We start from the raw sequence: 22,375 nt of genomic DNA on the forward strand, positions 1-22,375 counted from the left end.
ATGACCGGCCTCGACATCAACGATGTTCCCTCGGCGCTCGGTGCATTCGATTCGAGCCGCAAGCCCGACACCACCCAACCGAGTGCGCTTTCGCGCGGTCAGCAGCAGGGTGCGGAGCAGTACGAGACGAAACTCTCTGCCGACGGCCAGGATCCGGCGTACATCACTCGGATGGAGCAGTTCGAGGGCCATACCCACGAGGAGATCTACACCAACGCCCAGCAGATGAGTCCGGGCATCATGCATCACCAGGCCGATACGTGGATCAGTATCGCCACCGCGCTGAGCGGTGGGCTGTTCGGCGCGAATCTCGCGATTCAGAAGGCATTGGCCTCGGGTATCGAGGGTGCCATGGCCGATGCGGCTCTTGCTGCGGCGCAGACGTTCTATCGGCAGGCCAGTGATGTCGAGCAGGTGATCAATGCCTGCGGGCATCGGATAAAGGGCGTGGCGTCAGCCGCCGAAGTGGTGAAGATGACGGTGCCGCCACCGTCCGCGGCGCAAGGGAGCAGGGGTTCGGCGACTTCGCTGGATCCCGCACAAGTCATTATTTCCGCGGTCGGCGCGGGACTGGCCGGGGCCGGTGACAGCGAGGAGGTCGCCTATCAGCGCGGTATCGAGGCGCTGCATCGCACGGCGATCGACACCATGAACAACAACTACAAACCGTCCTACGGTCCCGCCGGGTCCGGTATCCCGACATTCGTGCCGGTCACGTCGCCGGGCGGTGGGGGCAACGAGGGCGTTACCGGGCCGGGCGGCGGTAGCGGGGGCGGCAATGGCGGCGGCACCACCGGATCAGGCACCGGAAACACCGGCGGTACCAACGGCGAGTCGAATGGATCGGGGACATCGGGGACCGATCAGGGCACGGTGAACCCCTCGGGTCTCGACTCGAATTCCACTACCGGACAACAGACCCAGTCTCCGACGACGGCAGCGAGCACCACCGCCACCTCGCCCGCCGCGACAACCACCACTCAGACGACGTCGGGACATGCGGGCGGCCTCGGCACATCCGGACCGGGCGGCACATCCGGACCCGGCGGCAGCACCACACCGAGTCCGGGACGCAGTGTCACCGGTGCGCCGACAGCCGGAAACTCCGGCGCGGCAACAGTTTCCACTGCCGCGACCAGCGCGGCCGGCACCGGCCGCAACGGTATGTCGGGCATGGGGTCGCCCGGCGCGGGACGCAAATCGGGGGAGGACGAGTCGAACCGCAAGGTCCCCGATTACCTGATCGGCCAGTACGAAGAACTGCTCGGCCCGGACGATCCGGCGGTTCCCTCGTCGATCGGGGCCGACGCACCCTCGGCGCAACCGAGCGGTGAGCGCGGGTGAAGTTCGAATTCACGCCCGATGAGTTCATGCACATCTGGCGCGAGACGCGGTCGGATCGCTACCCCTTTCCGTTGCGCCTGATCGCCTCGGTGCGCTGGGAGGATGAATTCGACCAGCTCACCCGCGAATTGGACCGCCGCCTGCCGCTGTACGCCAACCCGGACCTGTCGGCCGCCCTGCGTGTGGCCGCCGATCCGCGAATCGCATTGACGCTCACCGGAACTCGGCGACGTCCGCTACGCGCGTTCGGCGCGATCGATGCCGACATCGGCGTCACCCTGGTGCAACGGCCGGGCCCAACTCCCGAATTCGGTGGCAATGTCGTGCTCGAGGTCGGCACCGCCGCGATCGTGCCCGCCGTGTTCACGGCGGTGCTCGGCGACGTGCCGCCCGGACGGCATCCGGCCGTGGTCGAGGATGTCCAACGCCTGGTCGACAATCTCGAGTCCTGGACCGGCCTCAAAGAGACAGCGTCCGACCGGATCTACCGCCTGCTGCGCGCCCCGCGCTCCGGTTCCGGAACCGTGGAAATCCTTCGCGGCCTACGTGATTCACATCCCGCCGCACCCGAATACTTGAACTGGTTCGACATCGACGGCGACGGCCGCTACCACTACCGCCACCAATACAACGAATTCCACATCACTCCCTGCGACCAGCCCACACTCCGCCGCGAAATCACCCGCCTGGCCCAACCGATCCCCTGATCCGCCGCTCGAGTACCCAGGGGCGCCCCCGCGTTCGATTGCCAGATGCCCAAGAATCTGGGCTACTCGAGCAAGGCCGCTAACTAGAGACTGATCGCATGCCTGGGCAATAGCCGAGGCTCGATCTAGGTAGTCTGTCAGAGGTGCCATTAAACGGGGGAACAGCGATGAATAGCGATGAGCGAATGCTCGAGATCCAGCAGATCAATGAGCGACTCGCGGCGGTGCGCGGCTCCGCGCGTTCCAGAGACGGCAGCGTGAGCATCGAGACAGATGCCGGCGGTCGGATCACCGACCTCTACATCGCCGACTATGCGATGGACAACGGCCCTCAGCACCTGGCCAACCTCATTATCGACCGTCACCGTGCCGCACTCGGCAACGCCGAAGCCGCAGCCGTGCAACTGTTCGAGGAGTCCAGGTGAACGTCGACCCCGGGAAGATGCGCGCGCTCGCGGCGTCCGTACGCATGAATGCGGGCAGGATCACGACGAAGACGCCGATCGCGAAGGTGAGCCGTGATCTGGCCCGGGAGCGGATGGCGGATTCGAACCTCGCTGTCAAAGTCGAAGAATCGCTGAAGGCGATGGACACCGTGCTGGCATACCACAATCGCCGCCTGAGCAGCTTTTGCGACAGCGTGGAGACCGCCGCTGGTGTCTATGAGCAGACAGATGCCGACTGGGCTACCCAACTCAAGCAGCTGGGGGGCTAGCGGTGGCAGATGGGCAGTCGCTGACCATATCCAAGGTGCTTGGGTGGGACCTACGCTATCTCGGTCAGGTTGTCGACATGATGAACGAGACCTACAAGTTCATCGAGACCGAGGCCACCGCAGCGGGAAATGCGATAGAGCAGTCCGACGACTACTTCGACAGTTCGGCGGGTGACGCGGCACGACGGCGCGGCCAGGAGGATCGCACCGACACGATTCAGACCTCGGATGTCATCGAACAGATGGCGTCGAAGCTCAGCTCCCTGGTCTCGACCCTGGAAACCAATATTTCGAAGATCCGAACCCGCAAAGCCGAAGCCGAGGAGTCGAGATGGGATCTGTTCGTCACCGAGGACGGCCACGTCAAGTCCCGCACATCGAACGCCGAAACCTACAGCGACTACTTCCCGTTCGGTGATGTCGCAGTCGTTGCGAAGGAAATCGTCACCCGGCGTCTGGACAACTTCATCTCGGCTGCCTTCACGCTCGTGCAAAGAGCGGATCAGGAAGGCGCGGAGATCTACATCAAGGAAATCGAGAAGCTGTCCGACCGGGTTAAGCAGGGTTTGGTTGTCAAGCCGGACGATCCGCAGCTTGCGAAAATCCTCGAGGACTATCAAACCGATGTCTCCACGGGGCTGCCGAGACTCTGGCCGGTCGGGTGGCCAGCCGACATTCTCAAGGATAACGGCATAAACGTGAGCCCTTCACTGATGACCTCCGAAGAGATCTCGGCCATGGAGAACCTGCTGCAGAACCAGGGCGTCGACGCGGTCGCAAAAGCCCTCACCCTGCCCGACCTGGCCAGGAACGCCGCCTTGGCGGAGTATCCGGACTCCGTCGCCGATGGTCAAGGTGATGCCTATCGGCACATGTACTGGAATGCCCTTATGTCGCAACAATTCGGTGAGGACTGGGCGCAAACCTACGCCACGGCCCACGAGAAGACCGGCGGCAATACGCCGCAACGTGAAGCAATGGACCTCTACAACAATGAAATCGGGCGCGCGATCGGGGCAGCCAATCCCAAAGCCACTCCGGAGGAATTGGCCGCGCTGGTCGGGCAGCAGATCAAAGATGGCAAAGCAGTAGTCATTCAGACTTCGAATGCCGATGGCAGTCAACTGCCCGCCCCGCAGATCACCTGGAGCAATCGGGTGACGGAGGCGATGACCGGATCGCCAGCGGGCGTTGGTATTCCGCTACCCGGGAGCAAGTGATCATCTGATGAGAGTCGGAGCCCTGGCTGTCGTCGCCGGTTTGATACCGGTGCTGCTGGCTGCCGGATGTGGGTCGGACCGGTCCACTGATCATCGGGAGGCGGCGAGTACCGACTGTCGCGCCTCGTTCGACGTGCGGTCGGGCGGATCATCGCCGAGTGGCGGTTTCACTCTTCTGACCGCCGCGAGGCATGCGGCTTCGGAGGATGTGCCGGTCAAGATGGTGGAAATCACCCGAGCCGCCGGTCTCCGGGACGAATGGGACACGATGGTCGTTGTTACGCCGGGCATGAAAGCCGATAAATTGAACGAACTCGCGAATACCCCCGGAATGTGCTGGGAGAACTTGCCGGGTCCTTACGACGACGACCAGCCTGAGACGGCCTATTATCTATTCCTTCATGGTGGCACTCCCTTGCGGGCTGCAACCTGGCTGTTCCCTACGGATGACGAATTGGACTTCCGGTGGACGGGCACAAAAGTCGTATACCCGGACACACTACTCACCCCGCTCCACTCACCTGGGGTCGATCCCAAACTCCGTGTGACTCCTGCGAATTGAGTCCAATCCGCGTGCGTCCAGGAGGGCATCACCGATCGCGAGCGCCACCCCGGCCAGCCCCGAAACCTTGATCAGCACGGTGGCAGCCAGACCGGCATGAAGTGCGATGTCGATGATCGGCGCGAAGAAGACGCGCCATTCCCGAGGCGAAGGGTAGCGGGGATCGTTCTTGTCGCCGTGGTAACGCGGTCCGCGTGGCGGAGCCTCCAGATAGTTGTTGACTCGCTGCAACCCTCGACCGACGATCCCCATATCGACGATCTTGGCATACTGCTGCCGCGAAGCTCCTTGGAACTTCGGTCTATCGGTGGCGGCTCATGCGGCGGGCTCCGAGCAGGAGTGCGAGGACCAGGATGACGCCGCCTACCAGCAATAGCGTACGGGTGCCCACGTGGTCGTCGGATTCATCGGCGGGCTGGGCTTCGTGGTCGGTGTCTTTCGGGGGTGGGGAGGCGAGTCCCGCAGTGCCTTTCGTGGATCCGGACTTGGTTTCCGGGAGCTTGCCGACGGTGGAGCTCTTCGGCAGGGCGAAACCATAGTCGAGCAGGCGTGCGGCCTGTTCCCATGGACGTATCGGCAGCACATCGGCTTTCAGCAGCGTCACGACGAGTCTGCGGCCGTCGCGTTGGGCGGCGGCGACGAAGGTCTGTCTGGCGTCGTCGGTGTAACCGGTCTTGCCGCCGAGCGCACCGTCGTAGTCGTAGAGCAGGTGGTTGTCGTTGGCGATGGGGAAACCCGGATGGTCTTTGTCGTCAGGGTTTTTCGGGTCCTTGGGGTAGCCGGGAAAATCGACTTGCTCGGTGTGGATGAATTCGGCGAACAAAGGAATTGTCATGGCCTCGCGGAACAACACCGACAGGTCGTAGGCCGAGCTGCTCATCCCGGGGCCGTCCAGACCGGACGGGCTGGCGGTGCGAGTATCCAAGGCGTACAACGACTTTGCTAGATCGTTCATCTTCTGTACCGCAGCGGCGTCGCCGCCGAGCTGGGTGGCGATGGCATGCGCGGCATCGTTGCCCGACGCCATGATCAGCGCCTGCATGAGCTGTCGGTTGGTGTAGCGCCCGCCGGGGCCGATGCCGACGCGGGTGCCGTCGGCATTCGCGTCGTCCTGTGTTCCGATGACGGTCTTGTTCAGGTCGAGGCTGCGCAGCGCAACGGTCGCGAGCAGCACCTTGATCGTGCTGGCGGGCCGATAGCGCCCGTGCGGGTCCTTGGCGGCGAGCACCTCACCGGTATCGAGATCCGATACCTGCCAGGCCGTGGCGGAAATGTCCTGCGGCACCGGCGGTGCGCCGCGCGGGATGACCACGCCGCATTCACCCAGTCGTGAGCCGCCGACCGGTGGAATCGGCACGGCCAGCGGGGTCGGTGTCGGCTGTCCGGGTTCGGGGACCTCGGATTCGTCGATCGGGTTGGGCGGCTTCGTCTTCTGCGGGCAGCTGTCGGTATTCGGGGTGCTGAACGGCGTCGTCGTAGTGGTGGTCGTCGGCGTCGCATGCGAAATGGTCGCGGCAGGGCCCCAGGTCACGGCCGTAATGGCCAGTGCAGAACCGAGGCAGAGTGCGACGAGGAGGCGAAGGTCCCGGGTGCTCATCGGCTGCGAGCCTACTGATCGGCCGCGCGGTGGGCCGTCCTGAGACACGAATGCGCCCAGTATTGACAGGAACTACTAAATGAGAGCTACTATCAAATGAATGTAACTCTCATTTCTGGAGGGGCTATGCAGACAGATTCGACTCGCCGCTGGTTGGCGCTGGGGGCGCTGGCCTTGGCAATGCTGACCATCGGCCTGGATATGACCGTGCTGACCGTGGCGCTGCCCACCCTCGCCGTCGACCTGAACGCGAACACCGGCGCGCTGCAGTGGTTCAGCACCGCGTACACACTGGCGCTCGCGGCCGTGATGCTGCCCGCGGGCGCGCTCGGCGACCGTTACGGCCGCAAGAAGCTGCTGATCGGCGCGCTGGTGCTGTTCGGCGCGGCCTCGCTGGCCTGCGCCTTCGCCACCACCGCCGGTCAACTCATCGAGGCTCGCGTGGTACTCGGCATTGCCGCGGCGGTCATGATCCCGCTGTCGATGGCGGTGCTGCCGGTGCTGTTCCCGGATTCGGCGCAGCGGGCCAAGGCCATGAACATCTGGGTCACCTCGACCGCACTGGGACTGCCGCTCGGTCCGATCCTCGGCGGCTGGCTGATCGATAACTTCTGGTGGGGTTCGGTATTCCTGATCAATGTCCCGATGGTGGTGCTCGGCGTGCTGGCCATCGCGGTCCTGGTGCCGGAGTCGCGGAACCCGGATCAGCGGCCGATGGATCTGCCGGGCATCGCGCTGTCGATTCTCGGCATGGTCGGCGTCACTTATGGATTCATCCGGCTCGGTGATAAGGGCTGGGGCGATGGGCTCGGTTGGGGTGCGCTGCTCGGCGGCGTCGCGATCGTCGCGGTATTCATCGCGTGGCAGCGGCGCGCGAGCTTCCCGCTGGTCGATCTGGGCCTGTTCGGCAGCCCCGGCTTCCGCTGGGGCGCGGCGTTCACCGTGATCATCACGTTCGGTTTGTTCGGCCTGTTCTTTACCGTGCCGCAGTATTTCCAGGCGGTCCTCGGCGCGGATGCGCTCGGCAGCGGCGTGCGCCTGCTGCCGTTGATCGGCGGACTGCTGATCGGATCGCGGCTGGGTGATCGGTTGCAGCCGAAACTGGGACCGGCGCTCATGGTGGCACTCGGCCTGACGGTGCTGGCAGTCGGCATGGGTTTGGGCGGACTGACCGAACTCGGGACCTCGTACTGGTTCGTGGCCCTATGGGTCGGGTTGACCGGCGCGGGCATGGGCCTCGGGCTGCCGGCAGGCATGGCGGTCGCGTTGGACAATCTCGAGGTGGCCCGTGCGGGCGTCGGCTCGGCGCTGGTGCAGGCGTTGCGTCAGGCGGCGGGCACCATCGCGGTGGCGGTGCTCGGCACCGTGCTGGCTACCGTCTACCGCGGCGATCTCGGCGCATTGAATGTCGACCCGATTCGCGACAGCGTGAATACCGGTGTGGCAGTTGCGAAGTCGACCGGCAACGCGGCCATGCTGGAGCAGGTGCAGTCGGCGTTCGTCGGCGGGATGAGCGCGATGCTGTGGGTGTGTGCGGCGCTCTGCGCGGTGGCGGTGCCGCTCGCACTGCGGGTGCTGCCGGGGCGGTCCACGGCCGCACCACAACGTGAGAAGGCGATACCGGACATGCTGGTTCCGGTCGATGGGCCAGAATCGACACATGTCGGTTGAGCTGCCCGCGGACGGGACGGCCGCGCAGAGCCTGCGCGAGCGGAAGAAGGAACGGACCCGCCGGACGATTCGCGAAGAAGCGTTCCGGCTGTTCCGTGAGCAGGGCTATACCGAGACCACCATCGAGCAGATCGCCGCGGCGGCCGAGGTATCACCCAGCACCTTCTTCCGCTATTTCCCGACCAAGGAACAGCTGGTGCTCGCCGACGATCTCGATCCACTGCTGATCGATGCGATACGGGCCCAGCCACACGACATCCCGCCGCTGACCGCGTTCCGCAATGCGGTGGCGGGGGTGTTCGCGGAGTTGCCCGTCGCCGAGCTGGCATTCGAGCAGGAGCGTCAGGCGCTGCTCTATCACGTGCCCGAGCTGCGCGCGGCCATCGGATTGGAACTGCAACGCGGCATCGACCTGATGGCGGGCCTGCTCGCCGATCATATGGGCCGGGATACGGACGATTTCGAGATACGCGTGACCGCCGGTGCCATCGCGGGAATCGCGCTCGGCATCGCGAAGTTGTCCCCGCTGAATGCCGAGAACCTCAATCACGCACTGGATTTCCTGGAGGCGGGGTTACCGCTCGGCAAGCAGTAGTGCTGCCGAGCGGCCGAAAATCCTAGGCGGACTTGGTAACCGGGCACCCGTGTGCCAATGGGCCGAGCAATTTGTTGTTGTCGTAGAAATGCTCGAGTTCGAGAATGCGCAGGTCGTCGCTGACCCTGGCGATCGTCACGCCGAACATCTCGATCAATGCGCCGGTGGGCTGGTTGCCCTTGTATTCGCCGTCGTAGCGGCCCCAGTGCCGCCAGCGGAAGGTGACGGCGGGTGGTCCGGCCAGCACCTCGAGCACCTCCCAGAAGAAGCCGTTCGGGAAGGCGGTGTGGAAGGTCTCGTGGGAGGACTCGAAGGTCTCCTGCTCGACCTCGTAGTACGGGTTGTCGCCGATCAGGATGTTGTAGCTGCCGATCCTGGCGAATTCCTCGGCGTCCTGCCACGGCCCGCCGTTGACCCGGCCCCGGTAGTGCTCGGCGACCAGCGAAACCCAGGTCGCCGGATCCTTCTTGTGCGAGACCTCCATTTCGAAGACCCGCACCAGATCCTCGACGACGGCCTCGAGCGAGCCCGCCGCGTGGTCGGTGGTGCGCTCGCGCGGCACGGTTTCTCTGGTCAGGTGGTAATCCGGCGCGCCGTTGCGCCAATCCTCGGCCGGCGTCGCGGCGACCACCGCGTCCCGGCCCTGTAGCCACAGCGGCGTCTCCGGTGTGGAATCCGTTGTATCAACTGTCATCTCGGCTCTCGCCCCTTCGAAGAGATCGGACGCGAGGCAGGCTAACAGCCGGTTGGTCTGTTGTCGCGGCAGGTCTATGAGGCGGGCGAATTCACCGAACTCTAATGTCTACCAGCAACTTTCGAGTTTTAAACGATGATGTGTCACATTCTGCTCGTCGTGTGCAGTGCGCGGTGCGGTGAATCGTCGTCCATGGTGGCGAAGAAGCCGCCGATCACATCCTCGATCTCCGAAATCGACTGTGCGCAATACAGAATCGGTTGGTAGTGCGTGATGTCGTAGACGGCGGTACCCATCGTCGCCACGTCAAGCGGTCGCAGCTCGGCGTGCTGGAACTCGTCGATCTCGCCGTAGGAGGACAGTAATCCGGCCCCGTAGCAACGAATTTCGCCGTTCTCCCGAACCACGCCGAACTCCATGGAGAACCAGAACACATCGGCGAGAAATTTCAGCGCCGTCTCGGTGGTCAGCCGGGCGACGGCCGCGCCGACCGCCTCGTAGATGGCGGCGAAGCGCGGGCTGGCTATCTGATTGGCGTGCCCAATGATCTCGTGGATGGCATCGGGTTCCGGGGTGTACAGCGGGGCCGAATGGTGCCGGATGTACTGGGTCGAGTGGAAGGTCCGGTCGGCGAAGGAGCCGAAGAACTCGCGCAGCGGCACCAGGCCCGCGGCAGGCACGTAGCGGAATCCGGTCAGCGGGGTCAGCGCCGCGGAGACCTCGTCGAGCTGCGGAATGTGATCTCTCGGCAAATCGAGCCGGGCCGCGGCCGCGAGCACCTCGGTGGCGGCGTACTTCTGGTGTTTGCGGGCGAGTTCGGCCGACACGATGCGCCACACCTGCTGTTCCTCATCGGTGTAGTCGATATGTGGCAACGGTTTATCCGGTGTGTAATCCAGTGCCAGCGCGGCGATCGCATTGCGGCGGGCGCGGTAATCCGGATCGTGCACGCCGGGGTGCTCGTCGCTCAGGTGCACCAAGACATCGCCATCGCCGGATCGGGTCACCGGCGAGTAAAGCTGAGCTTCGGTGAACATACGTCGATGCAAGCACCGCTGGGTCTTTGCGACAACAAAAGCCCGCCCAGCTGGTCAAACTGCCTAGCTGGGCGGGTTTCTTCACGTTATTACCGGCAGTAGACCGGCTCCTGTGGCGGCGAGCTGATCAGTGGTGGCCGTGCAATTCGTGCACCACCGCATGGCCCATGCCGCGGCCGATCATCCACTTGTTGACCGGCGTGGTGAGGATGAAGGCCACCACCAGGGAGAAGGCGAGCGTGGCCCAGAACATGACCGTATCCAGGTGTGCGTCCATGGCGCCGGGCACGGCGAGGATGACGGCATTGTCGACGATTTCCATGACCGTGATCGAGACCGTATCGGCGGCCAGCGCGGTGGTGATGGCGGCGGCCAGCGGCAGACCCGCCTTCAGTACGCCGCGCATGGTCAGTGCGTAGCCGAAGAAGAAGGCAAGGACGATCGCCAACACCATGGTCGCGGTGTTGTTCCAGCCGAGTGCGGTGCCGATCACCATGCCGAGGATTTCGCCGATCGCACAGCCGGTGAGGCAGTGCAGGGTGGCCTGGGCGGCCATCCGCCAGGACGCCGGAGCGTGATGCTCGGTGTTTGCGTGCTGAGTATGCCCGGCGGCTGCCTCATGCGCGGAATGTGCTGTGTGCCCGACATGTTCGTGGTGTTCGACGGGCGTTCCGTGCTCGTGCTCCATGCGGGGAACTATACCCCCGTAGGGTAATTAGTCAAATGTGGATTCCGGCCTTGTGCCCGATTTGCCAGACATCAGCGGGCCGGATAAAGCAATATGGCGAATGTACGAAGGAGGGCGCATGAAATCCGTGCGGATCGATCTCGACCAGAAACTGCTCGCCGCCGCGGCCGCCATCATGGGCACGTCGACGAGCAGCGCCACCATCAACGAGGCGCTGCGCCGAATCGTTGTGCACGAGCGGCAACTTCACCATCTGCAGCGATTGGCTGCCGGTGTGCTGTCCCCCCTGCCCGGACCCGAGATCGCGGTTGCCGACGGCTGATCGGGCTCACCGCGTCGGGCAGCGCAGCCCTTCCTGGGGCGGGGTCAGCTCGATCAGGTACTTCAGGACCGGTTCGTCGACGCATTCGACGCCGTTCAGGAACGAACCATGTTGGATGCCTTCATAAGTGACCAACGTGGCGCCCAGCGCGCGGGCGAGATTCGTCGCGCCCTGGTACGGCGTGACCGGATCGCCGGTGGAGGAGACGACCACCAACTTCGGCAGGCCGGTCACCGTCGGGGTATGCGGGCGGCCGGTCGGTGGAACGGGCCAGAAGGTGCAGGCGCGGAACGGAACCCAATCGGCCGCGCGGCCGCTGTCGAACGCCGGGGCAGCGGCGCGGACCCGCCGGTCCAGTTCGAGCGCGCTCTTCCGATCGGCGATCCGGGTGTCGTCGAGGCAGCTCACGGCGGTCTGGTAACCGGTGTCCACCGACTCGGGCGCGAGATAACTGTCGGCCAGGGTGAGCAGAATATCGCCGTGGCCCTTGGTCAGTTCGGTGAGGCCGCGGGTCAGCACCGGCCAGGCCCGCGAGGTGTACATGGTCGAGATCACCCCGGTCGTGGCGTCCGAATAGCCGAGGCCGCGACCGTTGTTCGTGGTGGCGGGGCGGTCGGCCAGCGGCCGCAGCAATGCCGCCATGCGCTCGGACGCCTTGGCCGGATCGGTGCCGATCGGACAGTCCGGCGCTTTCACGCAGTCGGCGGCATATGCGTTGAAAGCCCGTTGCAGACCGGCATAGACGATCACCGGATCGGCGATATTGGTGGCCGGATCGGCCGCGCCGTCCAGGACCATGGCGCGCACCCGATCCGGGAACATCTCGGCATAGGTCGAGCCGAGTCGCGTGCCGTAGGAGACGCCGAAGTAGGTCAGCTTCTCCTCACCGAGCGCCGCCCGGACGATGTCGAGGTCGGCGGCGGACTCGGCGGTTCCGACATGTGACAGCAGTGCCAACCCGGTGCGCTGCACGCACTTCGCGGCCAGATCCATGCTGTCGTGTTCGGCCTGTGACATCCAGAACGGCACGTATACCCCTGTCAGACCGGCACGTTCGGCCGCCAACTCCTCGGGCGTATCGCAGATGAGCTTCGGCGTGGACGCACCGAGTCCGCGCAGATCGATGCCGATCACATCGAAGCGTTCCGCCAGCGGTGTCTGCGCGAGGTCGGCGGGCAGCGTCACGCCGATACCACCGGGTCCACCCGGGTTGGTGAGGATCGAGGCGACCTTCTGTCCGCGTGCGCGTAATCGCGAGATCGCGAGGCGCGCGGTTTTGCCGTCGGGCTCGGCGTAATCGATGGGAACGGTGACGCGGGCGCATTCGAGTCCGGTGAGGCGCGCCGTTCTCGAAACCGTCGCACGAGCGCCACACCAGTGTTTGGTGGTAGTACTTGCCGATGCCCGCGGTGTTGTCGAGGCTCTGCTCGGGCTGGGCCTGCGCACCGCAGGCGGCTACGAGAAAGACTGCGGCGAGTCCGATGTGCCGCGCACTCCGCCTGCGCCAGTCGAACATTCGCCCCCCATGGTTGGACCTGCGCACTCAGTCTGCCCGACCCGGTCACGGTGCGCAGACCATGGTCGCCATCGCGTCCGACCTGTCGGTGGGTGCTGGCATGATGCGCAGGATCGCACCGCATTCGAGGGGGATTGATGTCGGTACCCATCGCCAAATTGCCATCCGGTCAACGTCCACGGGAACGGCTGCTCACGCTCGGCCCGCACGCGCTCAGCGACAGCGAATTGCTCGCCGTGCTGCTGCGTCAGGGGCGCCGGGGCGAAAGCGCACTGGATATGGCCGCCGAACTGATCGCCGAGCACGGCGGCATCGCCGGTCTGGCTGCCGCGCGGCCGGAGGAATTATCGCGGCGCGCGGGCGTCGGGGAGGCCAAGGCCGCGGCCATCATCGCCGCCTTCCACCTCGCCACCAGGGCCCGCAACAGTCCGGAAACCGCCCCGCGCCTGGATGCCGCCGCCGATGTCGTCCGGGTGGTGCTGCCGCTGTTCGCAGGCGCCCGCGTCGAACGGCTGCTGGTGCTGGTGTGTGATGCGCAGAATCGATTGCGGCACAAGGTATTCGTCGCCGAGGGTGCGATCGATCAGGTCGCCGTTCCGGTCCGTGAAATCCTGAATACCGTGCTGCGCCACGATGGTCGCGCCTTCGCGGTCGTGCACAATCACCCGTCCGGCGACCCGGTCCCCAGTTTCGACGACCGTCGCGCGACCACCTTGCTCATCGAATCCGCCCGCACCGTCGGCCTGCGCTTTCTGGACCACGTGGTGATCGCGGGTGAGGGGTGGGCGAGCGCCGCACCGCTGCATCGGTCCGGCGCGTGATGCGGTCAGCGGGGTAGTGCCGGAATGCGTTGCAGCAGTGCGGGTGTCGGCTCGTCAACACTTGCCGCGAAGTCGTCGTGCCTGGTGACCCACCGCACCACGAACGGGCACACCGGTACGATCCGGCGGCCGCTCGCCACCGTGTCCGCCAGCGCGTCGTGGATCAGTATGCTGCCCAATCCCCGTCCACCGAACGCCGGATCGACCTCGGTCGCATAGAACACACGATGCGCACCGTCATCGAAATACAGCTCCTCGCCAACTGTCGTGCCATCGAGTCGGATCTCGTACGCATTGCGCGTGGGAACGCCGACTACCTCTACTTTCGGTTCACTCATGCCCCCTGGAACGCATACGTACCGCCGTTTATTGCAGACGACGAAGGCCGCCTGCATCTTTCGATACGGGCGGCCTTCGGGTGCCTCGGGTCAGCGGGCGAACAGCAGTGCGCGCTTGACTTCCTGGATGGCCTTGGTGACCTCGATGCCGCGGGGGCAGGCGTCGGTGCAGTTGAAGGTGGTGCGGCAGCGCCAGACACCTTCGACGTCGTTGAGGATGTCGAGGCGTTCGCGGGCGCCTTCGTCGCGGCTGTCGAAGATGAAGCGGTGTGCGTTCACGATCGCGGCCGGGCCGAAGTAGCTGCCGTCGCTCCAGTACACGGGGCAGGAGGTGGTGCAGCAGGCGCACAGGATGCACTTGGTGGTGTCGTCGAACCGGGCGCGGTCGGCCTGGCTCTGGATGCGTTCGCGGGTGGGCTCGTTACCCGAGGTGATCAGGTAGGGCTTCACGGCACGGAACGCGTCGAAGAACGGCTCCATGTTGACCACGAGGTCCTTCTCCACGGGCAGGCCGCGGATCGGCTCGACGGTGATGGTGAGGGTCTTGCCGCTCTTGGGCAGCATGTCCTTCATCAGTACCTTGCAGGCCAGCCGGTTCACGCCGTTGATCCGCATGGCATCCGAACCGCAGACACCGTGCGCGCAGGAGCGCCGGAAGGTGAGCGTGCCGTCCAGGTAGGACTTGATGTAGATGAGCACGTTCAGGAAGCGGTCGGTCGGCAGGACCGGCACCTGGAAGGTCTCCCAGTGCGCGCCCTTGTCGTCCTCCGGGTTGAACCGGGCGACCTTGACGTCGACCATGACCGAGCCCTCGGGAACCGGTGCGGCCTTCTGCGGAGGTGTTTCGAGTACGGCAGTCATCAGTACTTACGCTCCATCGGCTCGTAGCGGGTCTGCACCACCGGCTTGAAGTCGAGGCGGATATCGGAGATGAGCTCCGCACCCTCCTTGTAGGCCATCGTGTGCCGCATGAAGTTGACGTCGTCGCGGTCCGGGTAGTCCTCGCGGGCGTGGCCGCCGCGCGATTCCTTGCGGTTGAGCGCGCCAACCACGGTGACCTCGGCCAGCTCCAGCAGGAAGCCCAGCTCGACGGCCTCGAGCAGGTCGCTGTTGTAGCGCTTGCCCTTGTCCTGCACCGTGATTCGGGTGTAGCGGTCCTTGAGCGCGTGGATATCGGTGAGCGCCTGCTTGAGGGTGTCCTCGGTGCGGAACACCGCGGCGTTCATATCCATCGTGTACTGCAGTTCGGTGCGGATATCCGCGACGCGCTCGTTGCCGTGCTCCGACAGCAGCATGGCCAGCCAGTCCTGCACCATCTGCGCCGGGTTTTCCGGCATCTCGACGAACTCGGTGCGCTGGGCGTACTCCGCGGCGGCGATGCCGGAGCGGCGGCCGAAGACATTGATGTCGAGCAGCGAGTTGGTGCCGAGGCGGTTGGAGCCGTGTACCGAGACGCACGCGCACTCACCGGCGGCGTACAGGCCGGGCACCACATCGGTGTTGTTGCGCAGCACCTCGCCGCGGATCCGGGTCGGGATGCCACCCATCACGTAGTGACAGGTCGGCATGACCGGCACCAGTTCCTTCACCGGGTCCACACCCAGGTAGGTGCGCGCGAATTCGGTGATGTCGGGCAGCTTTTCCTCGAGCACGTCCTCGCCGAGGTGGGTCACGTCGATGTAGACGTAGTCCTTGTTCGGTCCGGCACCGCGGCCCTCGAGCACCTCGAGCACCATCGAGCGGGCGACGATGTCACGCGGCGCGAGGTCCTTGATGGTGGGGGCGTAGCGCTCCATGAAGCGCTCACCGCTGGCATTGCGCAGGATGCCGCCCTCACCGCGGACGGCCTCCGAGATCAGAATGCCCAGGCCGGCCAGGCCTGTCGGGTGGAACTGGTGGAACTCCATATCCTCCAGCGGCAGACCCTTGCGGAACACGATCGCCATACCGTCACCGGTCAGCGTGTGCGCGTTCGAGGTGGTCTTGTACATCCGGCCGGAACCGCCGGTGGCGAAGATGATCGACTTCGCGTGGAAGACATGCAGTTCGCCGGTGGCCAGCTCGTAGGCGACCACACCGGTCGCGACCGGACCGCGGTCGGACTCGGACATGACCAGGTCGAGCACATAGAACTCGTTGAAGAACTCCACGTCGTGCTTGACGCAGTTCTGGTACAGCGTCTGCAGGATCATGTGGCCGGTGCGGTCGGCGGCGTAGCACGCGCGGCGGACCGGGGCCTTGCCGTGATCGCGGGTGTGACCACCGAAGCGCCGCTGGTCGATCTTGCCCTCGGGCGTGCGGTTGAACGGCAGACCCATCTTCTCCAGGTCCATCACCGCGTCGATGGCCTCTTTGGCCATGATCTCCGCGGCGTCCTGGTCGACCAGGTAGTCACCACCCTTGACGGTGTCGAAGGTGTGCCATTCCCAGTTGTCTTCTTCGACATTGGCCAGCGCGGCGCACATGCCACCCTGTGCAGCACCGGTGTGGCTGCGGGTCGGGTAGAGCTTCGTCAGAACGGCGGTGCGGGCCCGGGGACCGGCCTCGATCGCCGCGCGCATACCGGCGCCACCGGCACCGACGATGACGACGTCGTAGCGGTGCTCCTGAATCCGGGATTCACTCATGCCTCCACCTCGCTGCGCTCGGCTCCGGCATGTGTGAAACACGCTGTGTCGATGATTCGTTCGCTGCGCTCACTCATCGGAGTTCGCCTGTTCCTAACTGATGTTGGGGTCGAAGGTGAAGATGACGTAGGTGCCGACGCCCACGATCAGGATCATCGAAATGGCCAGCAGGGTGTTCAGCCAGAACCGGGTCGAGTCCTTGCGCGAGTAGTCCGCGATCACGGTGCGCAGGCCGTTGCCTCCGTGCAGCTGGGCCAGCCAGAGCATGCTCAGATCCCAGAACTGCCAGAACGGGCTGGACCAGCGGCCGGCCACGAAGGCGAAGTTCAGGCGCTTCACGCCGCCGTCGAGCAGCAGCATGATCGTCATGTGGCCGAGGACCAGCACGATCAGCAGCAGGCCGGAGAAGCGCATGAACAGCCACGCGTACTTCTCGAAGTTGTTGTTGGAGCGGGCACGCGGCGAGCGGGGGAGGTCCAGGCTCGCGGGCCGGTCGTAGCTCTTACCGAGGACAGGTGCGCTCATGCCTGCGCCTCGCTGACGCTCGGCTCCGGCATGACCGCACCGGCGGCTGTGTTCATGATTCGTTCGCTTCGCTCACTCATGGGATCAGTGCTCCGTGAACAGGTAGAAGAACTGGCGGCCGACGGCCGGAACCACCAGCAGGAACCAGATGGCGAGAATCACCCAGAGCATCGTCTTCTGGTACTTCGGGCCCTTGCCCCAGAAGTCGACCAGGATCACGCGTACGCCGTTGAGCGCGTGGAACAGCACGCAGACGACAAGGCCCATCTCCATCAGCGCGACGAGGGGGTTCTTGTAGATCTCGATGGCGTGGTCGTAGGTATCGGGGCTGACCCGAACGAGTGCGGTGTCCAAGACGTGCACGAAGAGGAAGAAGAAGATGGTGACACCGGTGATCCGGTGCAGCGCCCAGGACCACATTCCGGGGTCGCCTCGGTACAGCGTCTTCCGCTTCGGCTGTGCCGGAGCTTCTATCGTGGTCATAGAGTGCGGTGCCTCCAACGTCGTTGATGGACCCGGTTGCAAGTCCGAGGCAGGCGACGTGGATGTAAATGCCCAGGTGGCTGCGCTTTGCTGCTCCAAATAGCTCGCGCGGGGCCCGCCGCCGGGAACCTGAACCGATCTGTTCTGGACTCTAATCCCCTCGCAATCGCGGAACTAATTCGGCAGGCCGTGCGTTGCGCTACAGTCGAGCGAGTTAGGTTTACCTTTCTTGATGTGTAATGGGTTGCGCCGTGGCCCCTGCGCGGGCATGTGCGGCTCGGTTCCCGAAGGGTCGCCGATATCGGACTGTCGCTGAAAAATCTTGCGCGACAAGGCAATTCAAGTTATGCGCAATGCCTATGTATCGAACTCGCGGTTTCTGGTCGGCGCCGGGGCTCTCAGTTCAGCGGGCCGAATTGTGAGCGTCGGCAATGTGGAAAATGTCTCATTCGACGGGCGAGAACCTACTCATCGGTAACAGAGAACTATCGCAGATACCGGTCGGCTACAGCCGAATTTCGCTACGACGTCCGTCGGCGTCGTTCCAGCAACCGCGTCATGAGTTCGCGGTCCGCGGGACGCCCAGCACCCGTGACTGCGACCAGGATCGTGCGTTCGACGGTCCCCGCGTTGGGTGAACCCGAAGCCATCTGCGACCAGTGATAGCGCACCTGCGCCTCGATGAACGCGCGGTCGCTGCCCGCATCGCAGAGCAGCACCGCGCGATTGATCGGAAAGCGGTCGATCACTCGCTGCAGTTCGAACTGTGTTCCGGTGTTGGCCGGAACATATCCCGACAGATCGACCGCCACCAGGTCGACTCTGGCCAACAGCAGGTCGACCGCATTCTTCCAGAAACTGCCGTGGCAGAGCAGCGCGCGGACGGGGTAGCTCCCGGCTGGATCGTCCACGCGTTCGGGCATGTTGGTGATCCCGGTCAGCCGATGCTTACCCGGTGGCAGCGGATCGGATTCGAATCCGGCGAGTGCGGTACGAAAGGTGCGCGGCGATGTGGCGAACATGGTGCGTATCGCGTTGTCGGCCCGTGCTCGGGCAATCTCCGCCGGGCTGACCGAACCCGAGCTGCGCAGAATGTAGACGTAGCCGAATTCGCGCCACGCGCCATGCAGGAAATTGCGGACTCTGGCCTGGTTCTCGAACAGTCGCAGATAGGCGATCTTCAGCGGCGGTGATTTGAACACATTGCGTGCCGACGACACCACGGTCAACCGGTAGTCGACCGACTTCGGATTCACGAACTGCACGCGCAACGGGGGAATGTCGGACGCGCGAACCTGCTGGGGGTCGGGACCGAGATGACTGAGCGCCGCGGCGTATGCCGGGTCACCCGACCACTTCTCGGCGGTATACGCCGCGTACCAGCGACGCCAGCGTGGTAGTGCGACCGCGATGATGATGAGCGACAACGCCACGAGTACCGCGATCGTCGGCACCACGGCTTCCGGAGCATCGCGCAGCGTGCCGTCGGGGTCCTCGACCTGTACGCCGAAGACCAGCACCGCAATGATCAGACCGATCGGAAACACGATCCACAGCACCCGCCGGAGGGCCACCTGACGGTGCCCCCGGATCGCTCGCAGTTCGTTCAGATGCGTCTCGAGCGGCGGCACCAGCAGTGCGGCGCGGTCGGGATGGCGGTCGACGTTGCGGCGCACCCGATGCGCGCTGTACCAGGCATACCAGTCCTGCACCCCTTCGGAGACGCGCGACCACAACCCGAACCCGCACGGCACCGCCGGGAACAGCACGAGCTGATGCCACGTCGACAAGGGCACCTCCGGAAAACCGTTGTACAGCGGTTCCGGGGCGAAGAAGATCAGTCCGATGATCGCCGCCGACCACGGCAGCGCCAGTGCGGTGTTGCCCAGTCCGGACCACAGTGCCTTCGATTCCGTCGCGCGCACCCGTTGCCGGAGGTCCTCCGCGGTCATGCCGATATCCCCCGTTCACATCAGCACGGCAACGGCGTAGGTGATCACGTAGGTGAGCGCGAATATCACCGGCACCCACTGCTCTAGGTGGGTGAGCGGCCGGTAGAGACGTCGGTTACGGCCCTGACCGAGTGCGGTCCACTCCGCACGCCAGTAAGGTGACGCGGGCAGTCGCTCCTCCAGCGCGCCGACGACCTGATATTTGGCCGCATTGAGCTGACGGTAGGACCGCAGCAGGTAATACCAGGCCCCGCACTGCACGACCAGCGCCGACGTCGGGAACGCCAGCATCCACTCCGCGCGGCCCGGATGGAGTTGCAGTAGGACGCCGATGATGGTGAAGGCGCTGGTGTTGAGGGTGAGAAAGAAGCTGTTGGTCATGCTGCGACGGGCGCTGACCCGGTCGGCCATCTCGACATACAGCTTGTACTGCTCGAGCACCGTGTCGTGGTATCGGCCTGCATAGCTCTCGGGCGTGACGTGCGAATTCCACAGGCCGTCGCTGATCGGGCTGGACACCGAAGCCGCCTTCCGAAGGGGCCGAAGGGAATTCGATGATATCCGAAATCTGTTGCCGCGCATCGGAATCTGGACGGATCCATGATCGGTGGTGGGCCGAGCTGGGCGACAACGGGCCGAGACGGGACAATCCGATCAGCCGAGGCGGGCCGAGTCGGCCACTCCATAACCGCCCTCGACCACGGAAGGTGGCGAACACGTGGATATCGACTGGAAACTATTACGAACCAGCGCATATGAGGTGATGCGGCGAGCGTACGCGCCGTATTCGCGATTCCCGGTCGGGGCGGCCGGGCTGGTCGACGGCCGGGTGGTCGTCGGCTGCAATGTGGAAAATGTCTCCTATGGATTGGGCCTCTGCGCCGAATGCGTACTGATCGGGAACCTGTTCGCAGGCGGTGGTGGCCGGTTGCTCGCACTCTCGGTCACCGATTCCCGCGGCGAAATCCTGATGCCTTGCGGCCGTTGCCGTCAGCTGCTCTACGAACACGGCGGCCCCGATCTCCTGGTCGACCACAAGGCCGGACCCGTACCACTCCGAACCCTGTTGCCCGATGCCTTCGGTCCCGACGATCTGGATGCCGGGCAGATATAGCGCGAACGAATGCCGCCCTCAGCAATCCGCTTCGAATGACGCGTCCATTTCGGCTTCCGTCGGCATCTCGACGCCGGTGACCTGAATCGGCGGCAGCCCATCCGCTGCATCATCAGCGCAATGCCCGCTCCGATGGTGCTCGTCTGAACCGCGAGCCGGTTCGTGAAGATCTTCAGCCCCCGGAGGTCTCTGGCCAAACCGTAGAGCGCGTCGCCGTGGCTGGTTTCGATCTCGTCGACTCGAACCTCCAGCTTCGAAACCAGGCGGTCCATGTGTGCGTGCGTCATTGCTCCCCCGAACGTCGACTCGATGATGCGCTGAGGCTATCGACATGTTCCGGGGGCGAGCGTGTTGCGTGCCAGACTTGCCGGTGTGACGGCAGTGGACGCGGTTTCGATCATTACGACCAAGCGGGACGGCGGGGAACTGTCGGACGCGCAGATCGATTGGGTGGTGGATGGATTCACCAGGGGGGCGGTGGCCGACGAGCAGATGGCGGCGTTGGCGATGGCCATCGTGTGGCGGGGGATGACGCGACGGGAGACCGCGCGGTGGACGAATGCCATGATCGCCTCGGGCCGTCGGATGGACTTCACCGATCTGCCGCGGCCGACGGTGGACAAGCATTCGACCGGCGGGGTGGGGGACAAGATCACGTTGCCACTGGCGCCGTTGGTCGCGGCGTGCGGGGCCGCCGTGCCGCAGCTTTCCGGGCGCGGACTGGGGCATACCGGCGGGACGCTGGACAAGCTGGAGGCGATCCCGGGGTGGCGGGCCGACGTGCCGGTGGCGCGGATGCGGGAGATCCTGTCCGATCCCGGCATCGGCGCGGTGGTGTGCGCGGCGGGTGCCGATCTCGCCCCCGCCGATAAGCGGCTGTACGCGTTGCGCGATGTCACCGGGACCGTCGAATCCATACCGCTGATCGCCAGCTCGATCATGAGCAAGAAGATCGCGGAAGGGACCGCCGCGCTCGTACTCGATGTGAAGGTCGGCTCCGGAGCTTTTCTGAAAACTCTGGACGGTGCGCGCGAATTGGCAACGGCCATGGTCGAACTCGGCACCGATGCCGGGGTGCGGACGGTGGCATTGCTGACCGCGATGGACACCCCGCTCGGTCGCACCGCGGGCAATGCTCTCGAGGTCGCCGAATCTGTGGAGGTGCTCGCGGGCGGTGGCCCCGCCGACATCGTCGAGCTGACGCTCACCCTCGCCCGCGAGATGGTCGCCCAGGCCGGACTCGATATCGACCCGGCCGACGCCCTCGCCGATGGTCGCGCGATGGACCATTGGCGCGCCATGATTCAGGCCCAAGGCGGCGATCCGGACGCGCCCCTGCCGCGTGCGAAGCACACCGAAGTCATTCGGGCCGAACGAGACGGTGTGCTCACCCGCCTCGATGCGATGGCCGTCGGCATCGCCACCTGGCGACTCGGCGCGGGGCGAGCACGCCAGGGCGACCCTGTCCAATTCGGCGCAGGCATCGAAATGCACGCCAAGCCAGGCGATTCCGTAACCACCGGCGAGCCCCTGCTCACCCTGCACACCGACACCCCGGAAGCCTTCCCCGGCGCCCTCGCCGCCCTCGAAAACTCCTTCACCATCGGAACCGCACCCCCACCGCAAGCCCCCTTGATCCTGGACCGGATCGCCCCCTGACACCACAGCCCACCACCGCACCCGAGTTCGCCCGGCGCGCGAGTTCGCCCGGCGCGCGAGTTCGTCGGCACGCGAATTCGTATGGTGCGCGCGATTCCCTGGTGCGCGTGAATCCCTGGTGTGCGTGAATTCGTTCGGTGCGTGAACTTTGCCTGGCGGTGTCGGGTTCGGTTGGTGCGTGAATCGTG

The 22,375-nt window shown here is 64.9% G+C and carries 24 protein-coding genes; 11 read left to right on the top strand and 13 right to left on the bottom strand.

Features of this window, described 5'->3' with window-relative positions; genetic code table 11:
* The 5 genes from ON44_RS05935 (at window position 1) to ON44_RS46540 (ending at window position 3,986) form a co-directional block, all read left to right on the top strand.
* Window positions 1–1,344: a hypothetical protein gene (locus ON44_RS05935; protein WP_040686804.1), complete on the top strand. Its 1,344-nt coding sequence runs from the start codon at window positions 1–3 to the stop codon at window positions 1,342–1,344.
* Entirely contained in the window at window positions 1,341–2,051 is a 711-nt protein-coding gene (locus ON44_RS05940) for an ESX secretion-associated protein EspG (RefSeq protein ID WP_051181598.1), read from the top strand. The genes ON44_RS05935 and ON44_RS05940 overlap by 4 nt, the downstream gene beginning before the upstream one ends.
* A 167-nt stretch (window positions 2,052–2,218) precedes the next feature.
* Window positions 2,219–2,476 carry a YbaB/EbfC family nucleoid-associated protein gene (locus tag ON44_RS05945; protein ID WP_083897677.1) on the top strand — a complete coding sequence of 86 codons (258 nt, stop codon included), beginning with the start codon at window positions 2,219–2,221 and terminating at the stop codon, window positions 2,474–2,476.
* A complete protein-coding gene (locus ON44_RS05950; protein ID WP_040686807.1) occupies window positions 2,473–2,766 on the top strand; it encodes a type VII secretion target in 294 nt (97 codons plus the stop codon). Before ON44_RS05945 ends, ON44_RS05950 begins: the two co-directional genes overlap by 4 nt.
* Window positions 2,767–2,843: 77 nt before the next feature.
* Window positions 2,844–3,986 (top strand): DUF6973 domain-containing protein, encoded by a 1,143-nt coding sequence (locus ON44_RS46540; protein ID WP_051181600.1) that lies wholly within the window; start codon window positions 2,844–2,846, stop codon window positions 3,984–3,986.
* 517 nt (window positions 3,987–4,503) lie between these two features.
* Here the strand turns inward: ON44_RS46540 and ON44_RS05960 are convergent.
* Both ON44_RS05960 and ON44_RS05965 read right to left on the bottom strand, forming a co-directional pair.
* A complete protein-coding gene (locus tag ON44_RS05960) occupies window positions 4,504–4,800 on the bottom strand; it encodes a hypothetical protein (protein WP_040686809.1) in 297 nt (98 codons plus the stop codon).
* Window positions 4,801–4,849: 49 nt separating this feature from the next.
* Window positions 4,850–6,145 carry a D-alanyl-D-alanine carboxypeptidase family protein gene (locus ON44_RS05965; protein ID WP_040686813.1) on the bottom strand — a complete coding sequence of 432 codons (1,296 nt, stop codon included), beginning with the start codon at window positions 6,143–6,145 and terminating at the stop codon, window positions 4,850–4,852.
* Between the two features lie 126 nt (window positions 6,146–6,271).
* Between ON44_RS05965 and ON44_RS05970 the strand changes: the two genes are divergently transcribed.
* Window positions 6,272–7,816: an MFS transporter gene (locus tag ON44_RS05970; RefSeq protein ID WP_040686815.1), complete on the top strand. Its 1,545-nt coding sequence runs from the start codon at window positions 6,272–6,274 to the stop codon at window positions 7,814–7,816.
* Window positions 7,806–8,411 (top strand): TetR family transcriptional regulator, encoded by a 606-nt coding sequence (locus tag ON44_RS05975; protein WP_040686817.1) that lies wholly within the window; start codon window positions 7,806–7,808, stop codon window positions 8,409–8,411. Before ON44_RS05970 ends, ON44_RS05975 begins: the two co-directional genes overlap by 11 nt.
* A 22-nt stretch (window positions 8,412–8,433) precedes the next feature.
* On the opposite strand, the gene ON44_RS05980 is transcribed toward ON44_RS05975, so the two are convergent.
* The 3 genes from ON44_RS05980 to ON44_RS05990 all read right to left on the bottom strand — a co-directional run bounded on the left by ON44_RS05980 (window position 8,434) and on the right by ON44_RS05990 (window position 10,830).
* The gene (locus ON44_RS05980; RefSeq protein WP_040686818.1) at window positions 8,434–9,105 is read right to left on the bottom strand and encodes an ester cyclase; all 672 of its coding nucleotides are present in this window, start codon (window positions 9,103–9,105) and stop codon (window positions 8,434–8,436) included.
* A gap of 143 nt (window positions 9,106–9,248) precedes the next feature.
* Complete coding sequence (locus ON44_RS05985) at window positions 9,249–10,142, bottom strand: phenylalanine 4-monooxygenase (protein ID WP_040686820.1); 894 nt, start codon at window positions 10,140–10,142, stop codon at window positions 9,249–9,251.
* Window positions 10,143–10,269: 127 nt separating this feature from the next.
* The gene (locus ON44_RS05990) at window positions 10,270–10,830 is read right to left on the bottom strand and encodes a DUF4396 domain-containing protein (protein WP_040686821.1); all 561 of its coding nucleotides are present in this window, start codon (window positions 10,828–10,830) and stop codon (window positions 10,270–10,272) included.
* 118 nt (window positions 10,831–10,948) lie between these two features.
* Here ON44_RS05990 and ON44_RS05995 point away from each other — a divergent pair, with 118 nt between their 5' ends.
* Entirely contained in the window at window positions 10,949–11,152 is a 204-nt protein-coding gene (locus tag ON44_RS05995) for a type II toxin-antitoxin system VapB family antitoxin (RefSeq protein ID WP_040686823.1), read from the top strand.
* Between the two features lie 6 nt (window positions 11,153–11,158).
* Here the strand turns inward: ON44_RS05995 and ON44_RS06000 are convergent, their stop codons facing one another.
* Entirely contained in the window at window positions 11,159–12,598 is a 1,440-nt protein-coding gene (locus ON44_RS06000; protein WP_051181603.1) for an alpha/beta hydrolase, read from the bottom strand.
* 207 nt (window positions 12,599–12,805) lie between these two features.
* Between ON44_RS06000 and ON44_RS06005 the strand changes: the two genes are divergently transcribed.
* A complete protein-coding gene (locus tag ON44_RS06005) occupies window positions 12,806–13,489 on the top strand; it encodes a JAB domain-containing protein (RefSeq protein ID WP_040686826.1) in 684 nt (227 codons plus the stop codon).
* 5 nt (window positions 13,490–13,494) lie between these two features.
* Here ON44_RS06005 and ON44_RS06010 read toward each other — a convergent pair whose 3' ends face one another.
* The 7 genes from ON44_RS06010 to ON44_RS06040 all read right to left on the bottom strand — a co-directional run bounded on the left by ON44_RS06010 (window position 13,495) and on the right by ON44_RS06040 (window position 19,933).
* The gene (locus tag ON44_RS06010; protein ID WP_040686864.1) at window positions 13,495–13,827 is read right to left on the bottom strand and encodes a GNAT family N-acetyltransferase; all 333 of its coding nucleotides are present in this window, start codon (window positions 13,825–13,827) and stop codon (window positions 13,495–13,497) included.
* 90 nt (window positions 13,828–13,917) lie between these two features.
* Window positions 13,918–14,688, bottom strand: coding sequence for a succinate dehydrogenase iron-sulfur subunit (locus ON44_RS06015; protein ID WP_040686828.1), 771 nt, complete (start codon window positions 14,686–14,688; stop codon window positions 13,918–13,920).
* The gene (sdhA, locus tag ON44_RS06020; protein ID WP_085998485.1) at window positions 14,688–16,454 is read right to left on the bottom strand and encodes a succinate dehydrogenase flavoprotein subunit; all 1,767 of its coding nucleotides are present in this window, start codon (window positions 16,452–16,454) and stop codon (window positions 14,688–14,690) included. Before sdhA ends, ON44_RS06015 begins: the two co-directional genes overlap by 1 nt.
* 93 nt (window positions 16,455–16,547) lie before the next feature.
* Window positions 16,548–16,979: a succinate dehydrogenase hydrophobic membrane anchor subunit gene (locus tag ON44_RS06025; RefSeq protein ID WP_040686830.1), complete on the bottom strand. Its 432-nt coding sequence runs from the start codon at window positions 16,977–16,979 to the stop codon at window positions 16,548–16,550.
* An 84-nt stretch (window positions 16,980–17,063) separates the two neighbouring features.
* The gene (gene sdhC / locus ON44_RS06030; RefSeq protein WP_083897678.1) at window positions 17,064–17,462 is read right to left on the bottom strand and encodes a succinate dehydrogenase, cytochrome b556 subunit; all 399 of its coding nucleotides are present in this window, start codon (window positions 17,460–17,462) and stop codon (window positions 17,064–17,066) included.
* 521 nt (window positions 17,463–17,983) lie between these two features.
* Window positions 17,984–19,414 carry a polysaccharide deacetylase family protein gene (locus ON44_RS06035; protein ID WP_040686834.1) on the bottom strand — a complete coding sequence of 477 codons (1,431 nt, stop codon included), beginning with the start codon at window positions 19,412–19,414 and terminating at the stop codon, window positions 17,984–17,986.
* A gap of 15 nt (window positions 19,415–19,429) precedes the next feature.
* A complete protein-coding gene (locus ON44_RS06040) occupies window positions 19,430–19,933 on the bottom strand; it encodes a RipA family octameric membrane protein (protein WP_245567023.1) in 504 nt (167 codons plus the stop codon).
* 199 nt (window positions 19,934–20,132) lie between these two features.
* Between ON44_RS06040 and ON44_RS06045 the strand changes: the two genes are divergently transcribed.
* Window positions 20,133–20,528 (top strand): cytidine deaminase, encoded by a 396-nt coding sequence (locus ON44_RS06045; protein WP_040686836.1) that lies wholly within the window; start codon window positions 20,133–20,135, stop codon window positions 20,526–20,528.
* 372 nt (window positions 20,529–20,900) lie between these two features.
* A complete protein-coding gene (locus ON44_RS06050; protein ID WP_051181612.1) occupies window positions 20,901–22,187 on the top strand; it encodes a thymidine phosphorylase in 1,287 nt (428 codons plus the stop codon).
* The last annotated feature ends 188 nt before the right edge of the window (window positions 22,188–22,375 follow it).

Origin of the sequence: Nocardia vinacea NBRC 16497, from assembly GCF_000308835.1 — a bacterium.
Lineage (GTDB): Bacteria > Actinomycetota > Actinomycetes > Mycobacteriales > Mycobacteriaceae > Nocardia > Nocardia vinacea.